Origin of the sequence: Streptomyces sp. Je 1-332, assembly GCF_040730185.1 — a bacterium.
In the GTDB taxonomy this organism is placed as follows: domain Bacteria; phylum Actinomycetota; class Actinomycetes; order Streptomycetales; family Streptomycetaceae; genus Streptomyces.
Map to the genome: position 1 here is coordinate 2,632,378 of NZ_CP160402.1, position 16,702 is coordinate 2,649,079.

The 16,702-nt window shown below is 70.6% G+C and carries 11 protein-coding genes; 4 read left to right on the top strand and 7 right to left on the bottom strand.

All coding sequences use genetic code 11. The features are described 5' to 3' along the window. Positions 1-62: 62 nt before the first annotated feature. The 4 genes from ABXJ52_RS12215 to hrcA all read right to left on the bottom strand — a co-directional run bounded on the left by ABXJ52_RS12215 (position 63) and on the right by hrcA (position 4,362). A complete protein-coding gene (locus ABXJ52_RS12215; protein ID WP_367041786.1) occupies positions 63-821 on the bottom strand; it encodes a 16S rRNA (uracil(1498)-N(3))-methyltransferase in 759 nt (252 codons plus the stop codon). After that, entirely contained in the window at positions 818-1,915 is a 1,098-nt protein-coding gene (locus tag ABXJ52_RS12220) for a nitronate monooxygenase (RefSeq protein ID WP_367041788.1), read from the bottom strand. The genes ABXJ52_RS12215 and ABXJ52_RS12220 overlap by 4 nt, the downstream gene beginning before the upstream one ends. A gap of 290 nt (positions 1,916-2,205) precedes the next feature. Next, positions 2,206-3,345 (bottom strand): molecular chaperone DnaJ, encoded by a 1,140-nt coding sequence (gene dnaJ, locus ABXJ52_RS12225; protein WP_367041789.1) that lies wholly within the window; start codon positions 3,343-3,345, stop codon positions 2,206-2,208. Then, positions 3,346-4,362, bottom strand: a complete 1,017-nt coding sequence (gene hrcA / locus ABXJ52_RS12230) for a heat-inducible transcriptional repressor HrcA (RefSeq protein WP_160504974.1) — start codon at positions 4,360-4,362, stop codon at positions 3,346-3,348. It abuts the gene before it with no gap. Positions 4,363-4,564: 202 nt separating this feature from the next. Between hrcA and ABXJ52_RS12235 the strand changes: the two genes are divergently transcribed. Then, positions 4,565-5,308, top strand: a complete 744-nt coding sequence (locus tag ABXJ52_RS12235) for an MBL fold metallo-hydrolase (protein WP_367041791.1) — start codon at positions 4,565-4,567, stop codon at positions 5,306-5,308. A gap of 35 nt (positions 5,309-5,343) precedes the next feature. Then, the gene (locus ABXJ52_RS12240; protein WP_367041792.1) at positions 5,344-6,168 is read left to right on the top strand and encodes a DUF3097 domain-containing protein; all 825 of its coding nucleotides are present in this window, start codon (positions 5,344-5,346) and stop codon (positions 6,166-6,168) included. A 204-nt stretch (positions 6,169-6,372) separates the two neighbouring features. Here ABXJ52_RS12240 and hemW read toward each other — a convergent pair whose 3' ends face one another. Both hemW and ABXJ52_RS12250 read right to left on the bottom strand, forming a co-directional pair. After that, positions 6,373-7,605 carry a radical SAM family heme chaperone HemW gene (hemW, locus tag ABXJ52_RS12245; RefSeq protein WP_367041794.1) on the bottom strand — a complete coding sequence of 411 codons (1,233 nt, stop codon included), beginning with the start codon at positions 7,603-7,605 and terminating at the stop codon, positions 6,373-6,375. Between the two features lie 54 nt (positions 7,606-7,659). Continuing rightward, complete coding sequence (locus tag ABXJ52_RS12250) at positions 7,660-9,588, bottom strand: ATP-binding SpoIIE family protein phosphatase (protein ID WP_367041795.1); 1,929 nt, start codon at positions 9,586-9,588, stop codon at positions 7,660-7,662. Between the two features lie 270 nt (positions 9,589-9,858). Here ABXJ52_RS12250 and ABXJ52_RS12255 point away from each other — a divergent pair, with 270 nt between their 5' ends. Both ABXJ52_RS12255 and ABXJ52_RS12260 read left to right on the top strand, forming a co-directional pair. Next, the gene (locus tag ABXJ52_RS12255) at positions 9,859-13,956 is read left to right on the top strand and encodes a HAMP domain-containing protein (protein ID WP_367049006.1); all 4,098 of its coding nucleotides are present in this window, start codon (positions 9,859-9,861) and stop codon (positions 13,954-13,956) included. 12 nt (positions 13,957-13,968) lie between these two features. Beyond that, positions 13,969-14,556 (top strand): response regulator, encoded by a 588-nt coding sequence (locus ABXJ52_RS12260; protein ID WP_367041797.1) that lies wholly within the window; start codon positions 13,969-13,971, stop codon positions 14,554-14,556. A 57-nt stretch (positions 14,557-14,613) separates the two neighbouring features. Here the strand turns inward: ABXJ52_RS12260 and ABXJ52_RS12265 are convergent, their stop codons facing one another. Next, positions 14,614-16,503: an AMP-dependent synthetase/ligase gene (locus tag ABXJ52_RS12265; protein WP_367041799.1), complete on the bottom strand. Its 1,890-nt coding sequence runs from the start codon at positions 16,501-16,503 to the stop codon at positions 14,614-14,616. Positions 16,504-16,702: the final 199 nt, after the last annotated feature.

The window sequence follows — 16,702 nt, forward strand, 5'->3', positions numbered from 1 at the left end:
CTGCGGGCCGTCGGACGATAGTCCTCTTTGCGTCCACTCCCCCGGGGACGGCTGGGGCGGGTTCAGGACCAGCGGCCCGTGCGCCCCAGGAGCAGTGCGGTCGCCGCCGTCCCCGCCGTCGACGTACGCAGCACGCTGCGCCCCAGGCGGTACGGCTTCGCGCCCGCGTCCGAGAACGCCGCGAGCTCGTCCGGCGATACGCCGCCCTCGGGGCCGACCACGAGGACGATGTGCCCGGCTGCCGGGAGTTCGGCCGTGGCAAGGGGTTCGCTGCCCTCCTCGTGCAGGACCGCGGCGAGGTCGGCGGAGGCGAGCAGCGCCGCGACCTGCTTGGTCGACATCGCGTCCGCCACCTCGGGGAAGCGCACCCGGCGCGACTGCTTGCCCGCCTCGCGCGCCGTGGCACGCCACTTGCCGAGCGCCTTGAGCGCGCGCTCGCCCTTCCACTGCGTGATGCAGCGCGACGCGGACCACGGCACGATCGCGTCGACGCCGGTCTCCGTCATGGTCTCCACGGCGAGTTCGCCGCGGTCACCCTTGGGCAGGGCCTGCACGACGGTGATGCGGGGCTCCTGCGGGGCCTCTTCCCGTACGGAGTCCATCCGCAGGATCAGCCGGTCCTTGCCCTCGGTGTCCTCGACCACGCAGTCGGCCCAGCGCCCGGCCCCGTCGGTCAGGACGACGTCCTCACCGGCGTGCAGCCGCTTCACGGAGACGGCGTGGCGCCCCTCGGGACCGTCGAGTACGTAGCGTCCGTCGCCGCCCGCCGCAGGGTTCCCCCGGGTCTCGAAGGTCTCGACGACGAAGACGGGTGCGGTCACGCCGGGCTCCCCGGCTGGGTCCCCTGCTGCCCGCCGGCCGCCAACGCGGCCTTCGACTCGGCCAGTTCGGCCGCGAGGACCTCCACGAGCTGCCCGGCGGGCAGCTCGCGCGCCATGCGGTGGCCCTGCCCCGCCCACAGCGCCATGCCCTGCGCGTCACCGGCCTTGGCGGCGGCCTTGCGCAGGCCGCTGGTGAGGTGGTGGACCTGGGGGTAGGCGGCGGGGGCGTAGGGACCGTGTTCGCGCATGAAGCGGTTGACCAGGCCCCGCGCGGGGCGACCCGAGAAGGCGCGGGTCAGTTCGGTGCGGGTGAACAGCGGGTTGGTCATGGCCTGCTTGTGCAGGGCGTTGGCGCCCGACTCGGGGCAGACCAGGAAGGCCGTGCCGAGCTGCGCGGCGTCCGCGCCGGCCGCGAGCACCGCCGCGATCTGCGAGCCGCGCATCAGGCCGCCGGCCGCGACGACCGGGATCTGCACGGTCTCGCGCACCTGCGCGATGAGCGAGAGGAGGCCGAGCCCGGCGCCGTCGGTCTCGGGGTTGTCGCGGTGCGTGCCCTGGTGGCCGCCTGCCTCGATGCCCTGGACGCACACGGCGTCGGCGCCCGACCACTGGGCGGTCTGCGCCTCTTCGGGCGAGGTGACGGTGGCGACGGTGATGGTGCCGACCCGGGCGAAGGCGTCGAAGACGTCGCGGGTGGGGCAGCCGAAGGTGAACGACACCAGCGGCACCGGGTCCTCGACGAGGATCGCCAGCTTGGCGTCGTAGTTGTCGTCGCGGCCACTGTCCGGGTCGCCGAGCTGCGTCTCGTACCAGGCGGCCTCACCGGCGAGCTGGTTGCGGTACACGTCGACGGCGGCGGCGTCCGCGTACTCGGGCTGCGGCATGAAGAGGTTCACGCCGAACGGACGGCTCGTGAGCCCCCGCAGCTGTTTGATCTCCTGGTACATCCCGTCGGCGGTTTTGTACCCGGCGGCGAGGAAACCGAGGCCTCCGGCCTCGGAGACGGCCGCGGCGAGCTGAGGGCACGAGGCGCCGCCCGCCATGGGGGCCTGCACGATCGGGAGGCGGCAGAGATCGGTCAGTGCGGAGGACATGAACGCATCGTGCCACTTCCTGGCCGGGGGGCCGAATCGCGGGACTTTCCCACCCACCCACCCGTCACCCGGCATGATCAGGAGCGCCCCAAAAGGGGCGCGGAGCTGTGACATGTGCGGCTCCGCCACGAGGCGCGAGCAACCCACGACGCCCCGTAAGGGGCGCGGGGAACTGCGCGAGCAACCCAGGACAGCCCGCGGACAGACAGCAAAGCGCCCCCGGCACGGGCGAACCGCTACCGGGGGCGCAGGAAAGGCACCGCTCGAGGCGCCCTCGCCCGTAAAAGGCGCTACCGCCCGTTGAACGCGTCCTTGAGGCGTGAGAACAGACCCTGCTGCCCCGGCTGGAACTGCCCCGTGGGCCGTTCCTCGCCGCGCAGCACCGCCAGTTCCCGCAGGACCCGCTCCTGCTCCGCGTCCAGCTTCGACGGCGTGAGGACCTCGACGTGCACGATGAGGTCGCCGCGGCCGCCGCCCCGCAGGTGCGTGATGCCCCTGCCGTGCAGCGGCACCGACTGGCCGGACTGCGTGCCCGGCCGGATGTCGACCTCTTCCATGCCGTCCAACGTCTCCAGGGGCACCTTGGTGCCCAGGGCCGCGGCCGTCATGGGGATGGTGACCGTGCAGTGCAGGTCGTCCCCGCGCCGCTGGAACACGGCGTGCGGCAGCTCGTGGATCTCCACGTACAGGTCACCGGCGGGGCCCCCGCCGGGGCCGACCTCGCCCTCGCCCGCGAGCTGGATCCGCGTGCCGTTGTCGACACCGGCGGGGATCTTCACGGTGAGCGTCCGCCGCGACCGGATGCGGCCGTCGCCGGCGCACTCCGGGCACGGGGTGGGCACGACCGTGCCGAAGCCCTGACACTGCGGGCACGGCCGCGACGTCATGACCTGGCCGAGGAAGGACCGCGTGACCTGCGACACCTCGCCGCGACCGCGGCACATGTCACACGTCTGAGCGGATGTCCCCGGCGCGGCACCTTCACCGCTGCAGGTCGTACAGACGACCGCCGTGTCGACCTGTATGTCCTTGGTGGTCCCGAAGGCCGCCTCGTCCAGGTCGATCTCGAGCCGAATCATGGCGTCCTGGCCACGGCGCGTGCGCGACCGGGGGCCACGCTGCGACGCCGTCCCGAAGAACGCGTCCATGATGTCCGAGAAGTTGCCGAAGCCACCGGCTCCGAAACCGCCCGCGCCACCGCCCCCGCCCTGCTGGGACAGCGGGTCACCGCCGAGGTCGTAGACCTGCTTCTTCTGCGGGTCCGACAACACCTCGTACGCGGCGTTGATCTCCTTGAAGCGCTCCTGAGTCTTCGGATCCGGATTCACGTCCGGGTGAAGCTCTCGCGCAAGCCTCCGGAAGGCCTTCTTGATCTCGTCCTGGGAAGCGTCGCGGCGCACGCCTAGTACGGCGTAGTAGTCCGTGGCCACTTACGACTCCGCCAGGATCTGTCCGACGTAACGTGCCACTGCGCGTACTGCTCCCATCGTTCCCGGATAGTCCATGCGGGTCGGGCCGACCACGCCGAGTTTGGCTACTGCCTCGCTGCCCGAACCGTAGCCGACGGAGACCACGGACGTGGAGCTGAGTCCCTCATGGGCGTTCTCGTGACCGATCCGTACGGTCATGCCCGAATCCGTGGCTTCGCCAAGCAACTTGAGCAGGACGACCTGCTCCTCAAGAGCCTCCAGGACGGGCCTGATGGTGAGGGGAAAGTCATGTCCGAAGCGGGTGAGATTGGCCGTTCCGCCGATCATCAGCCGCTCCTCGGTCTCCTCGACCAGGGTTTCGAGGAGGGTGGAGAGCACCGTCGCCACCGTGCCGCGGTCCTCCGCGTCGAAGGACTCCGTCATGTCCTGCACCAGCTGCGGCACGTCCGCGAAGCGACGGCCCGCGACGCGGCTGTTGAGCCGCGCGCGCAGGTCCGCGAGCGAGGTCTCGCCGAACGGCGCGGGACAGTCGATCATGCGCTGCTCGACCCGGCCCGTGTCCGTGATCAGCACGAGCATCAGGCGGGCGGGAGCCAGCGAGAGCAGCTCCACGTGCCGCACCGTCGACCGCGTGAGGGACGGATACTGCACGACCGCGACCTGCCGGGTCAGCTGCGCGAGCAGCCGCACCGTGCGCGCCACGACGTCGTCGAGGTCGACGGCGCCGTCGAGGAAGTTCTGGATGGCCCTGCGCTCCGGGGCCGCCATCGGCTTGACGCCCGCGAGCTTGTCGACGAAGAGGCGGTACCCCTTGTCGGTGGGGATGCGCCCCGCGCTCGTATGAGGCTGGGCGATGAACCCCTCCTCTTCGAGTGCCGCCATGTCGTTGCGGACGGTGGCCGGGGAGACCCCGAGGCTGTGCCGCTCGGTGAGCGCCTTGGAGCCGACGGGCTCCTCGGTGCCGACGTAGTCGTGGACGATGGCGCGCAGCACCTCGAGCCTGCGTTCATTCAGCATCCGCGCTCACCTCCACCTTTTTGCCCTGAAACCTGTCTGTCCTGCGGCCCTGCCTGGCACTCCCCTGGGGTGAGTGCCAGCCTGCGCCGCGCCCAGTGTACGGCCGTCGGGTACGGCCCCGGCAAGGGCCGGACCCCCTATGTCGGTCCGAAGGCCGAGGTGGCGGCTGCCGAGCGGCCCGCGCGGGGCTAGCGTCGACTGTATGGACGTGGCACTGGCGTGGGACGAGGCGGGCTGGGAGCGGCTCGCGCCGCATGTGGGGCGGCGGCGCCTGCCGGTCTGGGACTGTACGGCGGGTCTGGTGGTCGGCGGCGAATCGGCGCTGATGATCGAGGCGGGGGCGACGCTGCGCGAGGGCGGGGAACTGCGCACCGAGGCTCGCGGCATCCTCGGCGGTGGCCGCCGGGTCACCCACCTCGTCCTGACGCACCCGCACTTCGACCATGTGCTCGGCGCCGCGGCGTTCGCGGGCGTGGAGGTGTACGGCGCCGTCGGCCTCGACGCGCTTCTGGCGAAGGGCCGCGACGAGCTGCGCCACGACGCCGTGCGGCACGGGGTCGCCCCGGACGCCGCGGCGGAGGCCGCCGATCTGCTGGTGTCCCCGCACCACTCGGTGTGCGGGGAGTGGACGCTCGATCTGGGCGGCGGGGTGCAGGTGCTCCTCGCGAACGTGGGCCCCGGGCACTCGGGCCACGACCTTGCGGTCCTGGTGCCGGGCACCGCGCACTCCCCGGAGATCGTCTTCTGCGGCGACCTGGTCGAGGAGTCGGGCGAACCGCAGGCCGGCCCCGACGCGGTCCCAGCTCGGTGGCCTGCCGCGCTCGACCGGCTGCTGGAGCTGGGCGGCGAGGACGCGCTGTACGTGCCGGGGCACGGTGCGGTGGTCGATGCGGCGTTTGTCCGTGCGCAACGCGCCACACTGGCGGCCCGCTTCGGCGTGTCGTAGCGAGCCTCCCCCTTCTTCTTCCTATCGTCGGGAAAATGCGCCAGTACTCCGCGGACCTGACCCCGCCCTGGAAGAAGCAGAAGCCCGTGCCGGAGGTCGCCGCGGAGGCGGACCTCGTGGTGGAGGAGCTGAGCACCGGCTTCTGCGGGGCGGTGATCCGCTGCGAGAAGACGGCGGAGGGTCCGACGGTGACCCTGGAGGACCGCTTCGGCAAGCACCGCGTCTTCCCGATGACGCCGGGGGCCTTCGCCCTGGAGGGCCGGACGGTGACGCTGGTCCGCCCGACCGCTGCTTCCGCTACTTCGCCCGTACGTCCCACACGTACCGCTTCGGGTTCGGTGGCCGTGCCGGGGGCGCGAGCCCGGGTCGCCCGTGCCGGGCGGATCTACGTCGAGGGGCGGCACGACGCGGAGCTCGTGGAGCGGGTGTGGGGTGACGACCTGCGGATCGAGGGCGTGGTCGTCGAGTACCTGGAGGGCATCGACGACCTGCCGGGGATCGTGGACGACTTCTCCCCCGGGCCCGACGCGCGCCTGGGGGTCCTGGTGGACCACCTGGTCCCGGGCTCCAAGGAGTCGAGGATCGCGGCGGCGGTGAGTTCTCCGTCGGCGCTGGTGGTGGGGCATCCCTATATCGACGTGTGGGAGGCGGTGAAGCCGTCCTCGGTGGGGATCGCGGCGTGGCCCCGCGTCCCGCGCGGCCAGGACTGGAAGACGGGGGTCTGCGAGGCACTGGGCTGGCCCCCGAACACGGGCGCCGCGTGGCAACGGATCCTGGGCTCGGTCCGGAGCTACCGGGATCTTGAACCGGCGCTGCTGGGCCGCGTGGAAGAACTGATCGACTTCGTGACGGCGTCTTGAGCCGCCGCTGCGCGGCGATTCTTTCCCGCCCACCCACCCGATTGCCCCACGGCTGCCCACCCGGCCCGGACAGGCATCTCCAGCCCGTCCGGCGTTTGAGGACGAAATCGGCGGAGCCGGTGATGACGGCAACCGTGCGGCCGGCGAAGCCGGAATTTCGGGAAGGGGTGGGATTGGGGAGAGCCCCGCAGGGCCGCTGGAACCTCAGTCCACCAGATCCCGCACAACCCCGTCCGCCAACAACCGCCCCCGCAGGGTCAGCACGGCCCGCCCCTCCTCGTAGGGCCCCGCCTGAAGGAGGCCGTCCGCGAGGGCCCGCCCCGCGGCCGCAAGGCCGGCGGGCCGAAGCAACGACAACGGACACCCCTCAAGCAGCCGCAGCTCCAGCAGAATCCGCTCCACCCGCCGATCCTCCGCAGCGAGAACCTCCCGCCCGGCCCCAGGCGAGCGCCCAGCGCCCAGCGCCCCCGCATACGCCCCGGGATGCTTGACGTTCCACCACCGCACGCCCCCGACATGGCTGTGGGCCCCCGGCCCGGCCCCCCACCAGTCGGCCCCACGCCAGTACAACTCGTTGTGCAGGCACCGCCCCGCCTCGGACGTGGCCCAGTTGGACACCTCGTACCAGGAGAATCCCGCGCCGCCGAGGACCTCGTCGGCGATCAGATACCGGTCCGCGTGCACGTCGTCGTCCGTCATCGGCACCTCGCCGCGCCGGATCCGCCGCGCCAGCTGCGTGCCTTCCTCGACGATGAGGGCGTAGGCGCTGACGTGGTCGGGCCCGGCGCCGATCGCGGCGTCGAGCGTGGCCCGCCAGTCGTCGTCCGTCTCGCCCGGGGTGCCGTAGATGAGGTCGAGGTTGACGTGCTCGAAGCCCGCGGCCCGCGCCTCCGCCACGCAGGCCTCGGGCCGGCCGGGGGTGTGCGTGCGGTCGAGCACCTTCAGTACGTGCTGCTTCGCGCTCTGCATCCCGAAGGAGACGCGGTTGAAGCCGCCGGCCCGCAGCTCGCTCAGGTAGGCGGGATCGACGGACTCCGGGTTCGCCTCCGTGGTGATCTCCGCGTCGTCCGCGAGCCCGAACTCCTCCCGGACCGCGCCGAGCATGCGGACCAGGTCGGCCGCGGCGAGCAGCGTCGGCGTACCGCCCCCCACGAAGACGGTCTGGACGGGGCGCGGGTCGTCCCCCAGCACTTTCCGTGCGAGCCGTACCTCATCGACCAACGTGTCCGCGTAGTTGTCGCGCGAGGCGAGCACGCCGCCGGATCCGCGCAGCTCGGTCGCGGTGTAGGTGTTGAAGTCGCAGTAGCCGCAGCGCGTGGCGCAGTACGGGACGTGGAGGTAGAAGCCGAGCGGTCGTGTCCCCGGCGCCGCGAGGGCGGACGCGGGCAGGGCCCCGTCCTCGGGCATGGGCTCACCATCGGGCAGTGCGGAAGGCATACCTTCGATTGTCCCGCACCACGAAGGGACCCAATGCCGCGCGTACGGGCGCGCCTACTGCGCCTGCAACACCAGCACCGCCAAATCATCATCCGGCGGCCTCTCCGAGAATTCGTGCACCAGGCGCTTGATCCGTTCCGCCACCAGCGCCGCGTCCAGCCCCGCGCAGCTGGCGAGCGCCGTGGCGAGGCCGTCGCCGTCGTCGAACATCAGCTGCCCCGTGCGGCGCTCCGTCACCCCGTCCGTGACGCAGAGCAGCGTGTCCCCCGTCCGCAGATCGAACGTCTCGCTCGTGTACGTCGCGTCGTCGACGACCCCGAGGAGCAGCTGGGGCGTGGCCGCCGCGCGGACCGTTCCGTCCGGGGAGAGCAGGAGCGGCAGGGGGTGGCCCGCGCTCGCCACCGTGCAGCGGACTCCGCCGTCGTCAGTGGGCACCAGCTCCCCGTAGAGGAGGGAGAGGAAGCGGGAGGTGGCTCCGTCGGGCGGGACGCCCTGGCCGCCGGCCACCGCGACCACCGCCGCGGCCGCGTCCGCCGCCTCCGTCGCGTCGTCGAGCAGGAGCTGGTTGAGGCGGTCGAGCACCTCCGCGACCTCGTACCCCTCACGGGCGAGCAGCCGCAGCCACGGCCGGGCGAGGCCGATCACGACGGCGGCCTCGACGCCCTTGCCCTGTACGTCGCCGAGCGCGAAGCACCAACGGCCCTTGCCCGCCTGGAACACGTCGTAGAAGTCACCGCCGGGTCCGCCCTTGTCCCGCGGCTCGTACACGATCCCGCTGTGCACTCCGGGGATGTCCGCGACGGAGCTCGGAAGAAGGCCGCGCTGGAGGACCTGGCTGATGGTGGCCTGGCGCTGGTAGCGCCGCGCCGCGTTGATGGCCAGGGCGACGCGGCGGCTGAAGTCCTCGATGAGGCCGGTGACCTCGTCGGCGAAGCGCACCATGCCGGCCCGCCCGATGATCAGCGTGCCCAGGCCGCGACCGCCCGCCGTGAGGCGGTACGCGAGGGCCGTGCCGCTCGCCTCCTCCGGCACCGAGAGCGCCTCGCCGGGCCACGGCACGGGGACGGGGCCGGAGCCGACGGATTCGGGCAGCCGTGGCGGGTCCTTCTCCAGGCTGCGGCGCAGTTCCTCTATGCGCTGCTCGCTGGTGTGCCAGACGCGGGCGAGCCGGGAGCCCGCGCCCCCGCTCACGGAGTCGCGCGGCGCGACCTCCGCCTCGTCGTCGAGCCATACCGCGCACCAGTCCGCGAGCCGCGGCACGAGCAGCTGCCCGGCGAGCGCGGCCACCAGGTCCTCGTCGAACTGTCCGGCGAGCAGGTCGGACGCCTCGGCGAGGAAGGTGAGCGCGCCGCGGTTGACCCACTCCGTGTCGTGCGTGATCCGCTTCGGCAGCGGCGCGAGGATCTCGGCGGTGCGCATGCCTCGCTGGACGGCCTGTTCGCTCGCGTACGACTCGATCTCGTGTACGGCCTGGACGCCGCCGACCGGGAGGCGGGCCCAGACGGCCTTGGTGCCGGTGCGGTAGGTGATGCCCCAGGAGTCGGAGAGAGTCGCGACGAGCTGGAGACCGCGGCCGTACTCGGGGGTGCCGGGCGGCTGGGGCGTGGGCTCGCTGCGGACCGCTCGGGCGGGGTGGTGGTCGGAGACCTCGATGACCAGGGTGTCGGTGCTCTCGCCAAGGCCGGCCTCGTCGAGCCGGCACAGCAGCTCGACCGTGGTGCCCGCGTGCACGACGGCGTTCGTGACGAGTTCGCTGACCAGGAGCACGGCGTCGTCCGCGAGCCGGTCGGTGACGCCCGCGGCGGCGGGCACCGCGAGCTCGACCCAGTCGGCGAGCGCGGCCCGTACGAACTTGCGTGCGGCCGCGGGTGCCAACGGGTTTCCGGGCAAGGATGTGCACACCACCGCCGGCGGGCCGGGCTGATGCCCCGGCTGGGCGGACGCACGGAAAGTGGTCTCCCGTTGCATCGGAATGGACCCCACGTTTCGGCTCCTGAGCAGTTCGGTCGAATACGCCTCAGGCGACACGGACAGAGTGACAGACTGGCCACGCCCATAAGCACCGAGTTACTGAAGTGGGCCGCTATGAGTGAGAACAGTGCTATGCCCGCGCTCGGTTACGGTCGGATTCCGGCACCGAAACCAGCTCCGTCACCTCCGCCGCAGGCCGGGAACGATCCGGACCCGGCACCGGAAATCATCCCGGAGACCGCCCCGGAAGCGGCGTCCGAACTGCGCATCCTGCTGTCCGCCATGCGTGCGGCCCGCGACGGGGACTTCACCAAGGTCACGGTGAGCGGCCACGGCCTGGTCGCCGAGCTGCACACGGTGTTCAACGAGATGCTCGACCGCTCTCTGCACTTCGACAGTGAACTCACGCGCGTACGCCGGGAGATCATCCGTCACGGGCATCTCGACGAGCGGTTCACCGCGAGCCCGGGGCAGGGCAGCTGGGCCACGCGGGTGGCGGACGCCAACTCCCTGCTCGACTCCCTGGTCGCCCCGGCGGCCAACGCGACGCGCGTGCTGAACGCGGTCGCTGGCGGAGACCTCACCCAGCGCGTGGACCTGCACGACGGCTCGCGAGAACTGCGGGGAGACCTGCGGCGCCTGGGCCGCGCGGTGAACACGATGGTCGACCAGCTGTCGCTCTTCACGGGCGAGGTCACGCGCGTCGCACGTGAGGTCGGCACGGAGGGGCGGCTCGGCGGGCGCGCCAAGGTGCGGGGCCTTTCGGGCAGTTGGCGCGACGTGACGGAGGCCGTCAACACGATGGCGGCCCGGCTCACCGCCCAGGTGCGCGACATCGCCCTGGTGACGACGGCGGTGGCGCAGGGCGATCTGACACGGACGGTCACGGTCGAGGCGACGGGCGAGCTGCTCGAACTGAAGCTGACCGTCAACACGATGGTCGAGCAGCTCTCCGCGTTCGCCGCCGAGGTGACGCGCGTCGCCCGTGAGGTCGGCACCGAGGGGCAGTTGGGCGGCCGGGCGCAGGCCCGTGGTGTGTCCGGGGTCTGGAAGGACCTCACGGACAACGTCAACTTCATGGCGTCGAACCTCACCTCTCAGGTGCGGAACATCGCCCAGGTGACCACGGCCGTCGCCAACGGCGACCTGAGCCAGAAGATCACCGTCGACGCCCGGGGCGAGATCCTGGAGCTGAAGTCGACGGTGAACACGATGGTGGACCAGCTCTCCGCGTTCGCGGACGAGGTGACCCGCGTGGCCCGCGAGGTCGGCACGGAGGGCAACCTCGGCGGGCGGGCTCAAGTGCGCGGCGTATCGGGCGTATGGAAGGACCTCACCGACAACGTCAACTTCATGGCGGACAACCTCACCTCCCAGGTGCGGAACATCGCGCTGGTGTCGACGGCCGTCGCCCAGGGCGACCTCGGCAAGAAGATCACGGTCGAGGCGAAGGGCGAGATCCTCGAACTGAAATCCACCATCAACACGATGGTGGACCAGCTCTCCGCGTTCGCCGACGAGGTGACCCGCGTGGCCCGCGAGGTCGGCACGGAGGGCAACTTGGGCGGACAGGCCCAGGTGCGCGGCGTGTCCGGCGTATGGAAGGACCTCACCGACAACGTCAACTTCATGGCCCTGAACCTCACCTCCCAGGTGCGGAACATCGCCCAGGTCACCACGGCCGTCGCCAACGGCGACCTGTCCAAGATGATCACGGTGACGGCGCGCGGCGAGATCCTGGAGCTCAAGGACACCGTCAACACGATGGTGGAGCAGCTGCGGGCCTTCGCGGACGAGGTGACCCGCGTGGCCCGCGAGGTCGGCACGGACGGCCGGCTCGGCGGCCGGGCCCAGGTGCTCGGGGTGTCGGGCGTGTGGAAGGACCTCACCGACAACGTCAACTACATGGCCGACAACCTCACCGGCCAGGTCCGCAACATCGCGCAGGTCGCGACGGCGGTGGCCCAGGGCGACCTCTCCAAGAAGATCGACGTGGACGCGCGCGGCGAGATCCTGGAGCTGAAGACCACCATCAACACCATGGTGGACACGCTGTCCTCCTTCTCATCCGAGGTCACCCGCGTGGCCCGCGAGGTCGGCTCCGAGGGCCAACTGGGCGGCCAGGCACGGGTCGAGGGCGTCTACGGCACGTGGAAGCGCCTGACGACGAACGTGAACGAACTCGCCCTGAACCTCACCACCCAGGTCCGCGCGATCGCCGAGGTGGCGTCGGCCGTGGCCCAGGGTGACATGACCCGTTCCATCACGGTCGAGACCCGCGGCGAGGTCTCCGAACTGAAGAACAACATCAACGTCATGGTCTCCAACCTCCGTGAGACCACCCGCGCCAAGGACTGGCTGGAGTCGAACCTCGCCCGTCTCGCGGGTCTGATGCAGGGCCACCGCGACCTGATGGAGGTCGCGGACCTGATCCTGCGCGAGCTGACGCCGCTGGTGAACGCACAGTACGGCGCCTTCTTCCTGGCCGATCCGGAGGCCGGGGACGCCACGACCTTGCAGACTCCCCCGGTCAAGGGACTCGCCTTCATCGCCGGGTACGGCTCAGCGCAGGGCTCGGTCGTCGACACCGGCGCCATGCCCGCGCACGGCCTGGTGCGGCAGGCAGCCCTGGAGAAGAAGCGGATCCTCGTCGACGAGGTGCCGCCCGACTACATCAAGATCACCTCGGGGCTCGGGGACGCCGCCCCCGCCAGCCTGGTGATCATCCCCATCCTCTTCGAGGACAAGCTGCTCGGCGTCATCGAGCTGGCCACGTTCTCCCGCTTCTCGGACGTGCACCTGGCGTTCTTCGACCAGTTCGTCAGCACCATCGGCGTCGCGATCAACACCATCATCGCCAACTCCCGTACGGAGTCACTGCTCAGCGAGTCCCAGCGGCTCGCCACGCAGCTCCAGGACCGCTCGGACGAACTCCAGCTCCAGCAGGCGGAGTTGCAGCGCTCGAACGCCGAACTGGAGGAGAAGGCGGCGCTGCTCGCCACCTCCTCGCAGTACAAGTCGGAGTTCCTCGCGAACATGTCGCACGAGCTGCGTACCCCGCTGAACTCCCTGCTCATCCTGGCCCGGCTGCTCTCCGACAACCCCGACAGCAACCTCTCCGACCAGGAGGTGCAGTTCGCGACCACGATCCACCGCTCGGGCTCCGACCTCCTCCAGCTCATCAACGACATCCTGGACCTGTCGAAGATCGAGGCCGGCCGGATGGACGTACGCCCCAAGAAGCTCCCCCTCATCAAGGTCCTCGACTACGTCCACGCGACGTTCCGTCCGCTCACCCTGGACCGCGGGCTCGCCTTCGAGGTGTCGGTCGGCGAGGACGTGCCGCGCGAGATGTTCTCGGACGAGCAGCGGCTCCAGCAGATCCTGCGCAACCTCCTGTCGAACGCGGTCAAGTTCACCGCGAGCGGCCGGGTCGAGCTGCGCGTGAGCCGCGTCAAGAACACCGGCGACCGGCGGCTCCACGAGGGCGGCGACCGGCTCTGCTTCGCCGTCACGGACACCGGCATCGGCATTCCACCCGATCAACTGCCCGCCATCTTCGAGGCGTTCCAGCAGGCCGACGGCACCACCAACCGCAAGTACGGCGGCACCGGCCTCGGCCTCTCCATCAGCCGCGAGATCGCCGGTCTCCTCGGCGGCCGCATCACCGCGGAGAGCAGCCCGGGACAGGGCTCCACCTTCACGCTCTACGTCCCCGTGGTGCACCCCGGCCACGGGCCCGCCGCGGCGGCGTACGCGGCGACCAAGTCGCTCGCGGCGCCGGAGCTGCACGACGAGGGGGTCACCATGTCCCCGCACACCTTCCACGAACAGAACGACAGCTGGCCGACGCCCACCAAGCTGGAGGAGTACCGCGAGGGCCCGGCAGGACGCGTCCTGCGCGGGCGCCGCGTCCTGATCGTGGACGACGACATCCGCAACGTCTTCGCCCTCACCCATGTGCTGAGCCGCGTCGGCATGCCAGTCCTCTACGCGGAGAACGGCCGCGAAGGAATCGAGACCCTGGAGCGCAACCCCGACACCGACCTCATCCTGATGGACATCATGATGCCGGAGATGGACGGCTACGAAACCATCGCCGCGATCCGCCGAACCCCACGCTGGGCCGGTCTTCCGATCATCGCGCTGACCGCCAAGGCCATGCCGGGCGACCGCGAGAAGGCCATCGAGCGGGGCGCGAACGACTATGTACCCAAACCCGTGGATGTGGACCAGCTGCTCACCGTCGCCTGCGCGCTCCTGGCCCCTGAGCGCGGGGGCACGGCAGAACCGGACACGCCCACCACCACAGATACGGCCGTCGCAACGGAACCGGCAGGCGCTCTCGGGGAGGCCGCTGTTCCGCCGACGGCCGAGTGAGGCACTGTCACCATGAGCACAGAGGTCCTGACCGACAACCGCTCGAGCATCCTCCTCGTCGATGACATGGAGGACAATCTGATGGCTCTCGAAGCCGTCCTGGGGTCACTCAACGAACCGCTGGTACGCGCCCGTTCGGGCGAGGAGGCGATGAAGGCGCTGTTGCGCCAACGTTTCGCCGTGATCCTCCTGGACGTACGCATGCCGGGGATGGACGGCTTCGAGACCGCCACGAACATCAAACGGCTCGACCAGACCAAGGACGTGCCCATCATCTTCCTGACGGGCACCGACAACGACGCGGGCTACGCCTTCCGCGGCTATGCGACGGGCGCGGCGGACTATCTCACCAAGCCGTTCGACCCGTGGGTGCTGCGCGCCAAGGTCACCGTCTTCCTTGAACTGCACCGCAAGAACCGGCAGTTGGAGAGGATCCTGGCGCGCGAGCAGCAGCAGTTCGACGAGCTGGCGGCCCGCCTGTCGGCCATCGAGTCGCACATGGCGGCCAGCAGCCTCAAGGACATCCTCGAACTGCGCCACCACGTGACGCACATGGAGGAGCTGGTCAAGGAGATGCGGCGCGGGCGAGGTGATGTCTGACCTGGGGTCCGCATCAGCCCGCCCACGCACGGGAGTTGGTAGTCGGGAGCCGGGAGTTCAGGCCTCGCGTGATCCCGCGTACATCTCGTCGATCAGGTGCTGGTACTCGCGCTCGACGACCGGACGCTTCAGCTTCAGGCTCGGCGTCAGCTCACCGTGCTCGATGTCCAGGTCGCGGGGCAGCAGCTTGAACTTCTTGACGGTCTGCCAGCGCTGGAGGCCTTCGTTGAGCTCCTTCACATAGCCCTCGACGAGTGCGACGGTCGCAGGGGCGGCGACCACGTCGGCGTAGCTCTTGCCGTCAAGGCCGTTGTCCTTGGCCCAGGCCAGGATGGCCGGCTCGTCGAGCGCGATCAGCGCGGTGCAGAAGTTCTTGTCGGCGCCGTGCACCAGGATGTTGGAGACGTACGGGCAGACGGCCTTGAACTGGCCCTCGACCTCGGCGGGCGCGATGTACTTGCCGCCGGACGTCTTGATCAGGTCCTTCTTGCGGTCGGTGATCTTCAGATAGCCGTCAGCGGACAGCTCGCCGATGTCGCCGGTGTGGAACCACCCGTCGGACTCCAGGACTTCGGCCGTCTTGTCGGCGAGGCCGTGGTAGCCCTCCATGATGCCGGGGCCGCGCAGCAGGATCTCGCCGTCGTCCGCGATCCGGACCTCGGTGCCGGGCAGCGGCTTGCCGACGGTGCCGGTGCGGTAGGCCTCGCCGGGGTTGACGAAGGAGGCCGCGGAGGACTCGGTGAGGCCGTAGCCCTCCAGGATGTGGATGCCCGCGCCGGCGAAGAAGTAGCCGATCTCGGGCGCGAGGGCGGCCGAACCGGAGACGGCGGCGCGCAGCCGTCCGCCGAAGGCCTCCCGCAGCTTGGAGTAGACGAGCGCGTCGGCGACCTTGTGCTTGGCGCCGAGCCCGAAGGGCACGGACGCGTTGCCGGTCCTGCGGAAGTTGTCCTGGCTGACCTTCGCGTACTCGCGGGCGACCTCGGCGGCCCACAGGAAGATCTTGTACTTGGCTCCGCCGCCGGCCCGCGCCTTGGCCGCGACCCCGTTGTAGACCTTCTCGAAGATGCGCGGCACGGCGGCCATGTACGTCGGCTGCACCACCGGAAGATTCTCGATGATCTTGTCGACGCGGCCGTCGACCGCGGTGACGTGCCCGAGCTCGATCTGGCCGGAGGTCAGCACCTTGCCGAAGACGTGCGCGAGCGGCAGCCACAGGTACTGCACGTCGTCCGGGCCGAGAAGGCCGGTCGACGCGATGGCCTTGGCCATGTACGCCCAGTTGTCCTGCGGCAGGCGCACACCCTTGGGCTTACCCGTGGTGCCGGAGGTGTAGATGATCGTGGCGAGCTGGTCCTTGGTGATCGCCGCGATCCGCTCCTTGACCGCCTCCGGGTTCTTCTCCAGATGGGCGGCGCCGCGCGCCTCCAGGTCGGCGAGGGTGAGCACCCAGCCGTCGGGGTCGCCCTCGGCGGGCCCGGCGCCTTCGGCGTCGATCACCACGACGTGCCGCAGGGCGGGCAGCTCGGCGCGCTTCTCGCGCGCCTTGGCGAGCTGCGCCGCGTCCTCGGCGATCAGGACCCGGCTGTCGGAGTCGGCCAGGATGTAGGTGGACTCCTCGGCGTTGGTCTGCGGATACACCGTGGTGGTGGCCGCGCCCGCGCAGAGGATGCCGAGGTCGGCGAGGATCCACTCGACCCGTGTGGACGAGGCGAGCGCCACCCGGTCCTCGGGCGCGAGGCCGAGCTCGATGAGACCCGCGGCGATGGCGTAGACGCGCTCGGCGGCCCGCCCCCAGCTCAGCGACTTCCACTCGTCGGGGCCGTCGCCCGAGGGGGCCGGCACGGGATAGCGGTAGGCCTCGGCGTCGGGCGTGGCCGCCACGCGCTCCAGGAAGAGATGGGCCACGGACGGCGGACGGTTCTCGATCAAGGTCTGTGTGTCGCTCACGACATCCTCCGGACCCGCGACAATGCGGCGACTGGCTGGCGGCTGCTGGTCTTGTTTAACTTGCGAGTAACCTACGAGCAGTGATCAGAGTAGAGCGCGGAGGCCCGCCACGTAAGGGGCTTCTGCCTGTCACTTCATACAAGAACGGGTCCGCCGCGCAAGAAGCGCGACGGACCCGCCGAGATGCCTCTGTGACGCC